Raw genomic sequence first — 14,908 nt, forward strand, 5'->3', positions numbered from 1 at the left:
GTTAGTCGCTGAAATTGAAAAGAGAAACATCCTGCCATTTTGGGTAGGTTGTTGAATCCGGCTCATAAAGAAACGAGCGGATACTGCTTGATTTGACGGGATTAACTGCGTTTTTAAAGGAAAGGAATGAGCGTTAAACGTTTTCAGCGATACACAGGAAAGCCCTATCTTAAAGGCATTGTTGCAAAAGTTGGGATGGCAATGGCCATTATGACTATTTTGGTCACCGTGATATCCGCCTCAAGTTATGTCATGTTGAAAGATGCCAGCCAAGACACCCATGACGCCAGTCGCAGAGTTATTTTTCTCTCTCTCATGTCTTCCTCATTGGTCAGGTTCTCTGCAGAAATGAATACGGCGCTGGTCAGATATTCCATCGGTGACGCCGAGAGTGCTGATGTATTTAGAGCGCGTAAAAAGAGTTTCGAATTGGCGTTGCAAGACTTAAAAGCGGAATATGCTAATGAGGCTGTTCCTCTGCAACACATTGAGAAAGTGTTTAATACCTACGTGAAAGAGGCAGAGGAAACGGTTATAAAACTGTTCAACCCAAAATCTGAGCAATGGGTAAACGAACAACAGAATTTAATAAAATCTAATATTGTCGAAAAAATTCGGTTTCACATAAGAGAAATAGCTGCGCCGTTGGACGTAGCCAATAAAGATCAAGTTCGACAGAAACTCTACCTTGATGAGTTGTTAATGCAGTCTGAAGGCATCTTTAACATCATAGGCTCACATATTAATGGCAGCCCGACCAGTAAACGGAATGCCGCGCAAACCAACGCCGATTTTTATCATTATCTCGGCCTTTATCAGGGGGCATTCGGCAGCACCCCTGATTTAGAGGCGATTGTGAAACTTTATGAGCAACTGAATAAAAACGCTAACCAAATCTTCGATGCCTACGACCCCAGTGGGAAGTCGAAAGTTATTGCAGCGTCTAATGCGCTAACCAAAAACGCTTATGGCGAATTGATAGAAAGCCTCACTTCGCTGTCCGAAGACAATAGTACCATCGCTGTGGATACCCTGAGTGATCAGCAGAAAATACTAAAAACCAATCAGACATCCTTTCTTGCACTCTTTGGAATTATCGCATTTGCCAGTGTTGTCATTACGTTATCTGTATATCGCAATGTCACCAGACCTATCGCAAAGCTGGCAGACACCATGTTCCAACTTTCTCAGGGTAACACTGAGATACCTATTATGTTTCGGGATCGTCGTGATGAAGTCGGACAAATCTCTTTTGCCCTTAGTTTGTTCCGTGACCATATCATTTCCCGGAACCAAGCTCGCGAGCAACTTGTTTATCAGAAAGAAAGAGCTGAATCAGCTTCTATCGCCAAGGCACAGTTTCTTGCTGCTATGAGTCATGAAATCCGCACTCCAATGAATGGTGTCATTGGGATGATTGATATCCTCAGGCGTTCAAATCTTGATGCAACCCAACTCGGGCTTGCTAATACTGTCCGGGAATCCGCACTGACCTTGCTTGGTATTATTAATGACATTCTTGATTTTTCCCGCATTGAGGCGGGCAAGATGAGTCTCGATAAAGTCCCTTTTTACATACGAAGTATTGCTGAACAAGTGATGGACAACTTTGCCGCTGAAGCGATGAGCAAAAACGTCAAGCTAGCACTTTATGTTGATACCAATATTCCAGATAACCTCCTTGGCGACCCAATCAGAATTAAGCAGATACTATTTAACCTCATAGGTAATGGAATAAAGTTCTCTAGCCGTAAAGAACAAAGCGGCATGGTGCAGGTATGGATATTCCTTGAAAATTCGGACGAGAATGACTCACACGCAGACATTAAAATTGAGGTGAGAGACAATGGTATTGGCATCAGCAAAGAAAAATTGGCAGCAATATTCCAACCTTTTACTCAGGCTGAGTTTTCTACCACTCGTCGCTATGGCGGTTCAGGCTTAGGGCTGGCGATATCAAGAAATATCATCAATATGCTAAACGGCGATATCTCTGTTTCCAGTGAAGAGGGATTCGGAACCAGCTTCACGGTAAATTTCGCCTTGGAGAGGTCGCAAGAAACTGCACCTGCTGACTATGTTGCATCGTACAAGGAACAAGTGAATGGCCTTGAGGGTTTTGTGATTATCGATACGCTTAACTCCGGTCCTCTGCACACCATGGTTAACAAGTACCTTAATCATATCGGCCTCGAGCCCAGAACAATCCCAATTCATCAGTTAGCAAGAGATCCGCATTCATTTGATAATGACAAAAAATACATTATTGTTTGTGATGACTATCTATTCACTAAAAACCAGCTTGAATATGCAAAAAATACCGATCTTCGGTATCTAGAAATGGATACGCGCCTCCCCGTCCATAAGTACGGCGCAACCGATGTTTTTTCTATTCATGCCTCTCCTCTAAAGCTGACATTACTGATAAACGGTCTGCTTATTTGTGCTGGGATTAAATCTCCAGACTTTCCGGTATTTCACAGACAACAAAAAGAATCCCTCAAACAACCAGCGCTCATTAATAAAGGGCATATCTTGGTAGCAGAAGATAATCTGACTAATCAGGTCGTTATTGAAAAGCAGTTAAATTATCTTGGCTACAAAGTGACCATGACAGAAAACGGCGTTGAAGCAGAACAAGCTTACCGTAAAGATGAATTCGACATTGTGCTGACTGACTGCCATATGCCCGAAATGGACGGCTATGAGCTGACCCGTCGACTCCGCGAGATACAAAAAGGAGATGGTATACGAGTCCCTGTCATTGCTTTAACTGCAAACGTTTTAGTCGGTGAGGCGGATAAGTGCTTCGAAGCTGGAATGGATGACTTTATTAGTAAACCTGTTGAGATGGGCGATATAGAAGGTGTACTTGACAAGTGGCTACAAAATGAGGGAGCGTCCGCCGACGACACACCAAACCCCATAGATACGGATGTTCCCTCATCCCTATTAAAACCCGGTTTGTCAGATAAGGACATGGAAAAGTTTCGGCTCAGAGCCAATGTACTTGAAAAACTATTCTGGGGTGATGAAGCGACATATCTCGCCGTTCTGAATGAATTTAATAAACATTGTGTACCAGAGTTGTCAGGTTTATCCGAATCCGACCCGCCATTTAATTTTGAAGAAATCAAACAAGCTGCGCATAAGCTAAAAACGTCTACCAGCAGTGTGGGGGCTGACCACCTATCACAACTATGCCAGAAAATAGAGATTGCATGCCGAGAGGAGTCGCCCGATACGCTGGCATTACTGAGTGAACTTAAAAGGGATTTGCCAACCTGTCTGAGGATTATTGAAGATCGGCGTTTAAACCTCGAAAAGTCCGTAGGTAGCCAAGACTGATTTTTGACCTTGTGTTTGATGCAAAAGACTTTTTTGGAATGTCATTCCGTTAAATTCTTGCATAAAAAATAATCTTGTTATTAAGCACATTCTATTTTTTAGTGCCAAACTAGCTAGTGTTGCTTACTGACTTGCGGATGCGACCATGACAAAAAAAACGATTTTGACCTCAGATGATATATTGCTCAAACTCTGTCAGTCCGTTACTGATGTACTGACAAAAGGAACAAACTCGAGTGTTACCCACTCGGCATTTGTTCAAAAAATAGACAAAACAAGTTTGAAACCAGACATTGGTTGTTTCGTCCTGTTTGAAGGTGGTTTCTCCGGTCTTGTGGTGATCAATTTTGATGCTAAAGCGGCGCTGGAAATCTATCAAAAATATATGCTGACAATGGGAATCCCAAAAGAGGAACTGACAACCATTCATACTGCAGATGAAGTTGGCGATGTATTGGGTGAACTAATGAATCAAATGCTAGGCGACTTTTCTGGCAAAGTGCAACGCTCCCTTCATACCAGCATCACTCAGAACCAGCCAAAAATGATGACGTTTAACAAGAAGATCAGCGTGACTATCGATGGGCATGTCGATAAACCAGCATCACGGCGAGTGAGCTTCATCACCGAAGAGTGCCACAACTTTTACTTAGAGTTTGCGGTCGAGGACACTGAGTTTATTCAGCTGGAACCCTTTAAAACAGAGAAAGTGGTCGATCCTGATACGATCCTTGAAGAGGAAGTTGCCAAGCATCTTGCCGAAACGAAACCAGCACCTAGAAGACGAACAAAACGCACGACAACAAAAGCCAAAACGTCGTGACCAAATTAGCAGTAAGCAAACTTTTTAGTGCGCCGTGTTAGCTCTGATTTTAAAATCTGGCATACGGCGTTCACGCGTTGCTCTTCTGGTCACTGCCAACCGTCGGCATCATCCGAACATCTTGCCAAATCAAAAATGAACAGGGCACCAGAATCAAACTGACCAAAGTTGCAAATAACACCGCAAACGCCAGCGACACAGCCATAGGTATAACAAATTGCGCCTGCAAACTGCTCTCAAACATAATCGGGAGCAAACCAACGAATGTTGTTATTGACGTCAGTGTAATAGCCCTGAACCGCTTACAACCAGCTTCCACCACCGCACTTTCTAAGCTATGTCCTTTTTTAATGTATCGATTAATAAAGTCCATTATCACGAGAGAGTCGTTGATCACGACACCCGCGGCCGCAACAAGTCCAAACGTTGACATCATATTGATATCCATATCTAGAACAATATGGACCCAGATAGGCAGAATAAAACTAAAGGGAATAACAAGCATAATGATGATGGGCTGGGCATAGCTCCGAAGTGGCACCGCGAGCAGGATATAGACGGCCATCATACCAACCACAAAAAATATCGCCTGCTCTTTCTGCGCATCGGCTTCTTTATTGACCTCTCCGTTAAGGGTCACGTTAACATCAGGAAAAGCATTTTTAACGCTTGGAATAACCCCTTCTTTGAGAGTATTGAAAAAGTCATCTGCTGTTATCAGCTCCTCATCCAGAGAGCCAAATATATAAACGCTTCTTTCGCCCTTCTCTCTCCTGATCTCACTGAGGCCAGGTTTTAACTCTATCTTGGCTATATCACCAAGCATTACCTGTTTCCCTTGAGGCGTTTTGATCACCGTATACGCCAGTGATGAAACAGCTTCACGGGTATGCTTGGGATATCGGACAACTACCCTGACGTCTTCACCATATCTCGAAATCCTCTGTGCGATTCCTCCATAAAAGCCATGCCCCACTTGAGAAGCAATTGTCGATAAATCTAACCCTAATTTATAGGCTATCGGCAAAAGTGTCAGGCGTAATTCCTGGCTACCTAAGTCAAGTGTGGATGACACATCAAATACACCTGTTTGCGGTCTCAGCAAGGCCATAACGGCAGAAGCCGCCTGGTTAAGTTGGCTGACATCTTGACCAGTCAGAGAAATGCCGATGTCATGTAGGTTGTCCTCTCCAGCAAAACTATCAACGATAAATAACGACCTTACACCGGGGTATATTGGTAATTCCTCTCGCCATCTCCGGGATAAATCAAAAGTTGATACTGGCCTTTTTTTATCGTCAACCAATTTAATGATCATGACTCCCGTGTTTCTATTTAAATTCATTGACAAGATCTCACTGATCATTTTCTGCCCGTACTCACTCTCGATGCCATGATCGATCTGCTTTATTCGGGTTTCAATGTCTTTGAGTACCTCCACCATTTGCTCACCAGAGGTATTTTTATTCATATGAATATGAATAGAGGGAAAGTCTTGAGGTACTTTTGGAATAAGCGCTGACCTGACATATCCATAGTTGAACATGGCCCATGTCAGACACATCGCACACAAGAATGCAGAGACAATTGTCCACCGGAAATTGACACAGCATAATATGAAGCGACGATATGGCCCGTTGACCAAGCGTTGGAAAGCGCTGTTAAACTGCTGTCGATACTTATTAGGTTTATTAACAGTGACTGAGGTCTGTGCAAGGTTTGATGGTAAAATAAGTTTCGATTGCAATAAGCTAAAAAGTAAACAAAAAATTGATACTGCAGCAATTTCAAAAAAATAAAGTTGACCTGAACCTGACGCGAATAAAAAAGGAACAAACATAGCGACTGTGGTCAACACACCAAATATGGCCGGCGTTGCAACTCGCTCAACACCCCGAATAACAATGTCTGTTCCGTGTTTACCCGGGCTATGCTCTTGCTCGTTACTCACGCTTTCACTAATAATGATTGCGTTGTCGACAACAATGCCCAGCACCATAATAAACGCAAACAAACTGATCACATTCAGACTGATACCCACGAAGTACATGAGTATGACAGCACCAAAAAAACTGACTGGTAACCCAAGCATTGCCCATACTGCTAATCTGACATTCAAAAAAATTGCCAGCATTAATCCAACTAACAGTGCTCCCTCAAGTAGGTTGTTTAACATCATTTCCAATCGCTCGTTGAGATAATAGGTCATATCGAGCACAGCCTTTATCTCTATTCCCGGCGGTAAATCAGGGTTCTTTTGTTCGATGAATTGCCGAACGGCATTGGCAACTTTCACCATGTTTTCATTATCAGTAGCATTTACCGTAATATTTATCGCGTTCGCACCAGAGAACTTAAAGTGCCTCTCTCTCTCGGTGAATCCATCTTTAATTACTGCAATATCCTGAAGGAGAAGCTCACCACCATTTGCACCAAGCTTCACGGGTATGTCACCAAAATCTTTCCCTTCGTAATACTGGTTTTCAATCCGAACCGATAAATCGCCACTCGCTGTAACAATATGCCCGGCCGATAGATTGGCAGAGAATCTCTTAATTGCTTCGCTGATCGATGAAAGAGTCAAGTTGTATTGCCTGAGCACGGTAGGATCAATTTCAAAAGCAATTTCAAATTCAGGGGTTCTCACCACAACATCAGACACCATTGTCAATTGCCTCAATTCATTGCCTACATTCGTTGCAATGGGGACAAGCTCTGGCAAAGGAACGTCACCCGTTACCACCAATTCCATCACCAGATGATCGATCTTGCCTTGAGAGACAACTGTTGATTCGAGACCCTCAGGAAAGCCTGTAATCGCATCGACTCTTTCTTTAATACGATAAACCATATCTTCAGGCGGGGTCTTACTGTCTATCTTGAGTGAAATATGACCTAAACCCCGCTTAGCGGTAGTAAGAGAGTCTGTAATACCCGGCAAATCAATCAGCGTGTTTTCTATTTTTTCGAGTACCAAGCTCTCTAATTCTTCAGGAGACGCTCCGGGGAAGGTGGCGTAAATGTTGACGAATTCGTCTTTTTTGTTGGGGTAAATCTGCCTCTGGATGTCGATGAAACACAACGCGCCAATCACGACAAGAAATATCGCCATTAGGTTTGATGCTACTGAGTTGTTAGCAAAATAATATATAATGCCGCGACGTTGGGGAGCACTTTTATTCACTTTCCTACCCCTCAAGATTAATCATGTCGTCCACAACATTTCTAGAACGTTATTTTCGTCTTGATGTCGACGGGAGTTCCATTTTCAGGGTAGTCAGGGACGGATAAAACAATCTGATCCTGATGCTCAAACTCCCCTTTCACAAAAACATATTGCCCTCTCTGTCTTATGATTTTCGTCATCCTTGTAGCCAGCTTATGCTCTTTATTCACTACCCAGATATTGTCATTTTTGACCAAGTCTTGCCTCAGCTTGTATACCTGATCAAGCGTAGTCCCCTTAAAATCAACTTTTACAAACGAACCAAATTTAACAACTGGTTTATTCGTTTTAAGCCCATAGGGATCATCAAGACGAACCACCAGACTTGTCATTCGAGTCTCTGAATCAATCGTGCCTAAATCTCTGATAATCTGACCTGTTCTTTTTACATCTCGGGCAATATCTCTCAGTGTCACGGATGCAAGAAGACCAGCCACATTAGATGGCAAAAATGGGGCATCAAAGCCAGCAATGGGGATATGGATTTCTGCTCGCTCAATGTTGTCAAGAATGGCAAGGGGTGTACCAGCAACCACATATTGCCCTACCCCTATGTGCTTAGCGACAACCAAAGCATCAAAAGGGGCAACAACATTACAGTGCGTCAAATCTCTTTTTGCACGATTAAGTAAGGAGAGTGCCGACTTCACTTTAGCTTCTGCGGTTAGCAGTTGCGGTTTACGAAGGAACAAGTCTGTGACTTTATTTTTGTTCATTCTTCTGGCCTGTCTTGCCGCCACTCTAGCCAAGGCTCTCTCTTTTATTAGTGCAGCCTCCGCAGACACCAGCCCCGCTTCTGCTTCTGAAAGTGCAGCAAGATAATTACCCTTATCCAGAGAGAACAACACTTCACCACGCTTGATGATACCCCCGACAGAAAACTTTTTATTTCGGCTGGTCACTGTTCCTGACACTTGAGAAGATAGCTGTGTGGTTTCAAAAGATTTAACTTCGCCATAACTGGTCAAATCAACTTGGTAACGTATTGGTAAAAGTGGTGCAGCGGTGACAGATAGCGTCTCTTCTTTTTTATCTTTTTGTACTTTGTTCGGCGCATTTTCAGCAATCGCGACGTAACCCACGCAGCTTGCGAGAAACACCACGAATGGAAGAAGATATCGAAAATGTCTGGTAGACATATTTTAACCCACATAAATAAAACTCTGATTTTAATATCTTTATTCCACCTATTACGTGGATGAAATATTAATACATGCTATCGAGTAATGAGATTATATTTTCTGACTAACTGTGAAGTAGTTTAAAACGGGCGGGCTTCGAAGGGTAATCAAAAAGCAAAACATAAAATCCATCCTTAAATACAGAATCCACTAAATAAAAATCAACACTGCTATCTTTATTATTTAAATCGTTTAAAACAAAAAAATAAAAAAAACACAAGAGAAAGTCTAAAACCAATATTAAAAATCAGAATGAAAAGCATTCATTCCTTTGTCTATGAAAAAGTTAGCACCTGAAATGAGTAAGTCGTGTCACGAAAATAATACTCAATAAGCTATACGAAAATTAACCGCACATCATTAATCACTAACATATTGAATATATATGCTTTACAATGGAATTCACTAAGGAAAGTTATATGAAAATAACCCCAATGATATGTGAAAATAATCACTGGGGTTAGCTAAAAATAGATATATTTCTAGTGTTAGTCGCCAAAGCTGTAGACAACACCAAGACTGGTTGCTATGCCAAAGCGTTGGCGGACAAGCGGGCTCTCTGTATCATGATAATTGAGCTTCACTTTACCCAGGATGTTCCAATTTGGAAAAACCTCGTACAAGCCGGTGATGCCTGTTTTGAATGAACGTGTGTTTGATTCGGTGAAAGCTTTTAAACCTGAAGCCGCTGCTTCTGCGGCAGAAATGCCATAGAGGTGGTTTGACAGCTTTTTATCTCTAAAATCTGCACCGACAAAAGGGGAAATAGATAAGCCATCAATAGGTAATTCAAACGCTCTTGCTAAGTAAAGCTGAAGCTCATACCCATCATGCTGACTAGTAACATCATGAAGTAACGTGATACGGGCACCAACAGTTCCAAAAGTGACACCCAATTCTCCGCTGGCATCTCGCTCTTTTATCCCTTTCGGTAACGTTGTTACGTCTTCAGATACCTCGGCGAATCGCCAGTTACCCGATAACCCAACATAAGGTAAAACAGAAACATTGAATAATGTTCCCTCTACAAAACCAAATTCACCATTATAAAAAGTACTTGGTGATAAACGAAACTTTGCTTTGTTATCGGCAGAATATACTGATTTATCGGCAACCGCGCTAACGCCAATAAAGCCATAATCGTAAAACTTACCGTCTTCCGGCTTTTCGAAGAAGGCATATGAAGGCACTGACGCCATAGACATAGCGCCCACAAGTAACACCCCAAACTTTTTCATCACAAACTCCCCTTATCTATTCAACAATAGGAACAGGTCAACCAGAATTAAATTCCAACCTGCAGGAAATTTTTTGCTGATAGCCTCAAATTCCATATCGATAATTCCCAAAAAAATCTGACAGCGAGCCATAAAGGAGAGGCTCGCCTTTACTCAAGTATCTATTTGTTTTTTTACCTTTGTAACGATGGCTTACTTTGTTATAAAACAATGCCATCATGGTGATAACACTTCCAATTGTGTTTACAACAATATGAATAACAACTAAAAATGATACAGGAAATAATCACAGTGCTCCTTAGTCGCCAGACCATGTGAGCTTAGCTGAATATAATGAGGTTTAAGGCATTACCATTCATTTATCTCAAGTGTGATTCACTTTACTCTCACAATACAGTTGCACTCATAAAAAAGTTGCAGAGCCGAACGTTCACTCTTATCCCACTATATTTTCAGTATTTAGCTTATGCATTGATCCTACAGCAGCAGACTATCGTTATTACATTCGACACCTTACTACTCCTCAGCACAGCTCAGCGCAGCATATCGTTATAAGGATAATCATCAGTGAAAAAATCACAGCTTCCACATAAGGTCTGCCCAGTATGTGGATTTTCGTTTAACTGGAGAAAGAAGTGGGCATCACAGTGGGAGCAGATTGTGTACTGCTCAGAACGCTGTCGAAGAAACAAAAGAAGTAAAGTACTCAACGTTGATGGCTAATAAAGAGAGAATTTCGACAATGCCGGTTCTATTTAAATAGCGCTCATTACTCGAGTTTCAAATAGTAGATGCTTAGAAAGTCTTTTGTCGCGCCCGCCAAATCATCAACGTCTGAAGTACTTCAGTCCATTCACACGAATCAGCCGTTATAGCCGTCTACCTCGCGGACCTTGTAAGCGTTTGAGTGGATTAAACAATTCCGCTTACCCCATCGACATGTTTGGCTATTGAGCTATCTCAAGATAATTTCAATACGCTTTCAAAATGACACTTTTAAACTGAGGTATGGTTTGTATGTACAGCATGGAATCTATTCAAAATGTGGGTATTACCAGAGTGCGACATTCACTATACGGGTTTGATTAACACTAACGTTTAGCCTTGAGTTTGAAAACTGCACCTCGGGAACAGTAGCAATGATATGGGTAGTGAATATACATTTTCTGTACACATCTCTGAGCCTGTCCAACGACCCCAATTTATGTGTGTCGATAAGCTCGCTTATGTTAACTCTAAGGCGCCCAGAGTTGACCAAATGCTCGTTTTTTATAATATCCGGCGATTTCACAAATATCCGGTTTTCGAGGTGGTTTTCACAGCGTAGCGTCTTATCCTGATACTCATATTGATTTTCTGCCTGAACGCCCCACTCAATATCAAGCACATCACCAGCATAAGTCACTGTAGGAGTGAAAGGTAAGGGAAATAAATTAACGATATCGGATGCAATTTCAACATTATTACGAATCAGGGCAACCTTGTACTCATTTGCGCCAGCACTGACCCGGCCAGTATAAGAAAAATATGACTGCGCATGCCTCTCATTTAGCTGTTCCTCTAACCCATCAAAAACGACGAGTAGTTTGTCAAAGTCACTCAATGCGACATTAGCTAAATTGGCTTTCCCATCCTGTTGCACCGATATATTTACGCTGACATCAATCTGGTTATCTCCTCGGTCTGACAAATAGGCAAAAACATAAAAGGACTCTGCGTCAAAGTCACCACTAAACAACGTATTCAACTGAGCGCTCTTTGACAATGAATCATCCCGGCAACATCCCAACATTCCAATTACGGTGCAAACAACCACAGTCAATATGGGTAAAAACCTTTGCATATTCCCTCCATGGAATATTTTGGGGATGTTGAATTACAGTGCCATATTCGGTGGCTTTATCGTTCATTTGAACTAAACATAAATGTTACTAGAAATAGATATTCTGTTTGTCCAATGTTTGCAATTGTCCTTGAGACATTTTAGTACACAAAAATAGACAAATTGGCATGAGGTATTCTATATATAGATGTAATTATATTTTCATATTAATGATTTTATTTACATAAGATAGATGATTGGAGTTAGTAAGGTTGGAGCAGCTAAGGTCCATAAATTTAGTACTGAAGGAGATTAAGTATAAAATATCAGAGCGGAAAATATGAAATTAGATGTCTAATAATTTTTTACTATTACCCGATAGCCGAAACAAAGTGTCACCTTTATGTTTCGGCTATACGGCCCAGAAATGGGTCAATGGCTAGCCGGAGTTGTCGGCCAGCTTTGCTTCGTCAGCCTGTTGTTTTTTCATAACACTGTTGAGATATGCTTTCCGCCACAGCGCCTCAAGTGGACCTTGGTTAAAATATTGCAGATATATGTGAGCAAAAAGAACCTGAACGACGGTAAAACTCGCAGCTATGGAGACATAGTCCAACCTGCTGGCAGTGAGATGAAATTCGGGGAACACCCAGCGCAGCAGCACTGCCATAATAATTGACTGCGAAATATACAACGTAAAGGCAATTTTACCTGGTGACGCAAATAGCGTTAAAAACCTACTGTTTTTTTTAAGTGCCTTTACGACCAAATCTGCATAGATAAGCGCGATAAATACAGCAGAGACTGAGGACGTTAGGTTAAGGGAACTACCTGTCGTTAGCAAACCTGAACGGCGAGCCAAGACAGTAAAAATGGTCGTAGTGACACCAACAGCCAAAATCGTAATAAATTGACGACGCGACAAGCCCTGCTGGAAAAAACCGATTCGATATAGATATGCCCCCAGAAACATGAGTCCAGCTACTTGCCAGAACAAAAAGAACGGAGACAACAGGATGAAGATGAGAGCAAAGCCCCCCTGATAAAGAACCTGATTACCATAATGCCCAAACCATTGCTCGTAATGTGCGATGTGATCCGTTGAGTTACGTAATGGCTCTGAATCTGTATATATTTCGATTGTGTAGGTCAACGCTATCGTCAGCAACATACCAATAACGATGCAACCAATAGCGTTATTTAATAAAGCTCTAGGATTATTGTTCGACAGCTTTTTGTAAATCATTATGGCTGACACTGCGTACATCATCAGAACATCACCACCAAAAATGAACACCGCATGCAGAAAGCCAAAAAACAATAGCCAGTTAAGTCTTTTTCGTATCCAAATATTAGGGGTAAACCCCCTACTCACACTGCTTTGGTATTGAATTGCCAAACCAGCACCAAACAACAAACAGAAAAGCGTTCTAAAGCGGCCATCAACAAAAAGAGTATTAAATGTTTCTATGACTGTATCGCTGAGAGGTACTACTGGAAACTGTACATATCCACTCAATAAGTCGCCGTGGTGGTATATGTTCATAAAAAGAATACCAAGAACAGCTATCCCTCTAAGAACATCTAACGATATGATCCGCATGATACCTCCTGTTGTGTCAGTGGCATTGAAAGGTTATTAATCCAAGTACAACAGAATGTATCATCTATTTGATATATATGTTAATTTTTACGCTATGGCTGCGTGTCAGCTAACACACAAATATCACTCCTTTTTTGCGGACTTGCTAACGAAACGATAACTGCGATACCTCTAAATGAAACTCACCTGTTCTTTTATCCGCTAATAGGAAACCTAACTGTTTTGTATCCTGAAACCTTAATTCAGGAACATTTCTCACTGGCCTGCCCCGAAATACCGGAGAGAAGTCGCTCGCTTTCAGGGTAATATCCAGCCACTCTCCGTCGTTGGTATCAAAAAGTGCACGATAACTGACACCATCCCAGGCTCGATCAGTGCGAATTCTTAATTGATAAGGTCGACCATCACCTTTCACTCTCAGCGTAACCGTATCCGACCGGCTATCAGACATATCTGGTATTAGGCGTCTTACCGATGCAAAACCACCATTGTTTTCAAGCGACAAATAGCCAAGGAAATGAGCTACGCCGTCATCGATAATCATACGAGAGCGTGATATCCCACCCATAACGCCATCGTTAACCACCATCCACTTCGAAGCCTCTGAGGATTCCGTAAAATCAAACACTTTTTCTCCCTTGGCGACAGCCATTAAAGAATACAAACAAAAACTGAGCAATGTGACAGCATAACAAATCTTCTTCATCTGAGTGCCTCTCTATGTCAATCATTAAGCCAGACATACCGCCACTTATCTATCTGGATATACTAAGTATTACCTACGATCTACACCCCGCGATCTACGCCATGGCATAAAATGGAATGTTAACAAAATACCGTTACATCGATGGTAAAAGAAAAGCTAATAACACGTTGATCTTTTTCGTTATTATTGACTGGTAGGGAAAAGAAAATATAGCCGTAAAGTACGTTACTAAAAAATACATCAGCTAGGTGGATTGTCATATCTACGGCGTATTGGTGAGACTGGAAACAAAGTATCAAACGCACAACTTGATAGACATCGGTAAAAATTAAAAAAACATAAAAAAACAAAATACTGAATTAAAAGATAAATAGAGACAAATTCAAACAATGTTTAATAAAAAACAATAAAATAATCAAACAAAATTTTATTATTAGGTATGGGCAGCATCCGCTTATATTTAAAATATTAATGATAAATATAAACAAGACTATTTAATTTTCATTACTGATTATTTATTTTTTATTGATTTAATTAGGGAACAAATGCTCACTTAAATACACTCAAACAATGTAAGCATCATGCAATGCTGAAAAGAAGGTAGAAATAACCACTAACAACGAGAACGATGATGAGATTCGTTGCTTAATAATGTACATTAACATTTATAAAGTACAGTTAAGCAACATCGGGCTTAGGGGAATGGCTACTCTCATCTTAGTCAGTCAATTCTGACAACACCCACCAGCGTAGTTACGTTGGTGGGTTTTGATTATGCACACCATCTAACTATCTGTTTCTGCTGATATAAATTCGCTTACACAATAACAGTGAACGATTAACCAAATGCTTGGCTCTCAGCATATGCCCTAAACTTATCGATACTAAATTTTACTGTTAACCCGTTATCGTACTGACTCGATAAAGTCTCTCTTGACCTGCTCCCCAAAAACTAGTCCAA

9 protein-coding genes are annotated in these 14,908 nt (G+C 41.3%); 3 read left to right on the top strand and 6 right to left on the bottom strand.

Going from position 1 to position 14,908, the window contains the following annotated elements:
* Positions 1-126 precede the first annotated feature (126 nt).
* Together A8L45_RS18605 and A8L45_RS18610 are read left to right on the top strand one after the other, a co-directional pair.
* Positions 127-3,348, top strand: coding sequence for an ATP-binding protein (locus tag A8L45_RS18605; protein WP_068904861.1), 3,222 nt, complete (start codon positions 127-129; stop codon positions 3,346-3,348).
* 145 nt (positions 3,349-3,493) lie between these two features.
* Positions 3,494-4,171 carry a DUF3334 family protein gene (locus A8L45_RS18610; RefSeq protein ID WP_068904862.1) on the top strand — a complete coding sequence of 226 codons (678 nt, stop codon included), beginning with the start codon at positions 3,494-3,496 and terminating at the stop codon, positions 4,169-4,171.
* A gap of 70 nt (positions 4,172-4,241) precedes the next feature.
* Here A8L45_RS18610 and A8L45_RS18615 read toward each other — a convergent pair whose 3' ends face one another.
* The 3 genes from A8L45_RS18615 to A8L45_RS18625 form a co-directional block, all read right to left on the bottom strand.
* Positions 4,242-7,355, bottom strand: coding sequence for an efflux RND transporter permease subunit (locus A8L45_RS18615; protein WP_245680770.1), 3,114 nt, complete (start codon positions 7,353-7,355; stop codon positions 4,242-4,244).
* A gap of 41 nt (positions 7,356-7,396) precedes the next feature.
* Positions 7,397-8,536, bottom strand: coding sequence for an efflux RND transporter periplasmic adaptor subunit (locus A8L45_RS18620; RefSeq protein ID WP_068904863.1), 1,140 nt, complete (start codon positions 8,534-8,536; stop codon positions 7,397-7,399).
* A 530-nt stretch (positions 8,537-9,066) separates the two neighbouring features.
* Positions 9,067-9,816 (bottom strand): MipA/OmpV family protein, encoded by a 750-nt coding sequence (locus tag A8L45_RS18625; RefSeq protein WP_068904864.1) that lies wholly within the window; start codon positions 9,814-9,816, stop codon positions 9,067-9,069.
* A gap of 567 nt (positions 9,817-10,383) precedes the next feature.
* On the opposite strand from A8L45_RS18625, the gene A8L45_RS23925 reads away from it, so the two are divergent.
* A complete protein-coding gene (locus A8L45_RS23925; RefSeq protein ID WP_083228413.1) occupies positions 10,384-10,539 on the top strand; it encodes a DUF2256 domain-containing protein in 156 nt (51 codons plus the stop codon).
* A 328-nt stretch (positions 10,540-10,867) separates the two neighbouring features.
* On the opposite strand, the gene A8L45_RS18630 is transcribed toward A8L45_RS23925, so the two are convergent.
* The 3 genes from A8L45_RS18630 to A8L45_RS18640 all read right to left on the bottom strand — a co-directional run bounded on the left by A8L45_RS18630 (position 10,868) and on the right by A8L45_RS18640 (position 13,947).
* Positions 10,868-11,659 carry a hypothetical protein gene (locus A8L45_RS18630; protein WP_068904865.1) on the bottom strand — a complete coding sequence of 264 codons (792 nt, stop codon included), beginning with the start codon at positions 11,657-11,659 and terminating at the stop codon, positions 10,868-10,870.
* 418 nt (positions 11,660-12,077) lie between these two features.
* Entirely contained in the window at positions 12,078-13,241 is a 1,164-nt protein-coding gene (locus A8L45_RS18635) for a DUF418 domain-containing protein (protein WP_068904866.1), read from the bottom strand.
* 145 nt (positions 13,242-13,386) lie between these two features.
* Positions 13,387-13,947 carry a CIA30 family protein gene (locus A8L45_RS18640; RefSeq protein WP_083228414.1) on the bottom strand — a complete coding sequence of 187 codons (561 nt, stop codon included), beginning with the start codon at positions 13,945-13,947 and terminating at the stop codon, positions 13,387-13,389.
* Positions 13,948-14,908 lie beyond the last annotated feature (961 nt).

The organism is Veronia pacifica (assembly GCF_001707825.1).
GTDB lineage: Bacteria > Pseudomonadota > Gammaproteobacteria > Enterobacterales > Vibrionaceae > Veronia > Veronia pacifica.

Bases quoted from the DNA above. Each gene is read 5' to 3' on its own strand.
- A8L45_RS18640 (WP_083228414.1), bottom strand. From the start codon at position 13,947: ATGAAGAAGATTTGTTATGCTGTCACATTGCTCAGTTTTTGTTTGTAT.
- A8L45_RS18605 (WP_068904861.1), top strand. From the start codon at position 127: ATGAGCGTTAAACGTTTTCAGCGATACACAGGAAAGCCCTATCTTAAA.
- A8L45_RS18625 (WP_068904864.1), bottom strand. From the start codon at position 9,816: ATGAAAAAGTTTGGGGTGTTACTTGTGGGCGCTATGTCTATGGCGTCA.
- A8L45_RS18630 (WP_068904865.1), bottom strand. From the start codon at position 11,659: ATGCAAAGGTTTTTACCCATATTGACTGTGGTTGTTTGCACCGTAATT.
- A8L45_RS18635 (WP_068904866.1), bottom strand. From the start codon at position 13,241: ATGCGGATCATATCGTTAGATGTTCTTAGAGGGATAGCTGTTCTTGGT.
- A8L45_RS18610 (WP_068904862.1), top strand. From the start codon at position 3,494: ATGACAAAAAAAACGATTTTGACCTCAGATGATATATTGCTCAAACTC.
- A8L45_RS18620 (WP_068904863.1), bottom strand. From the start codon at position 8,536: ATGTCTACCAGACATTTTCGATATCTTCTTCCATTCGTGGTGTTTCTC.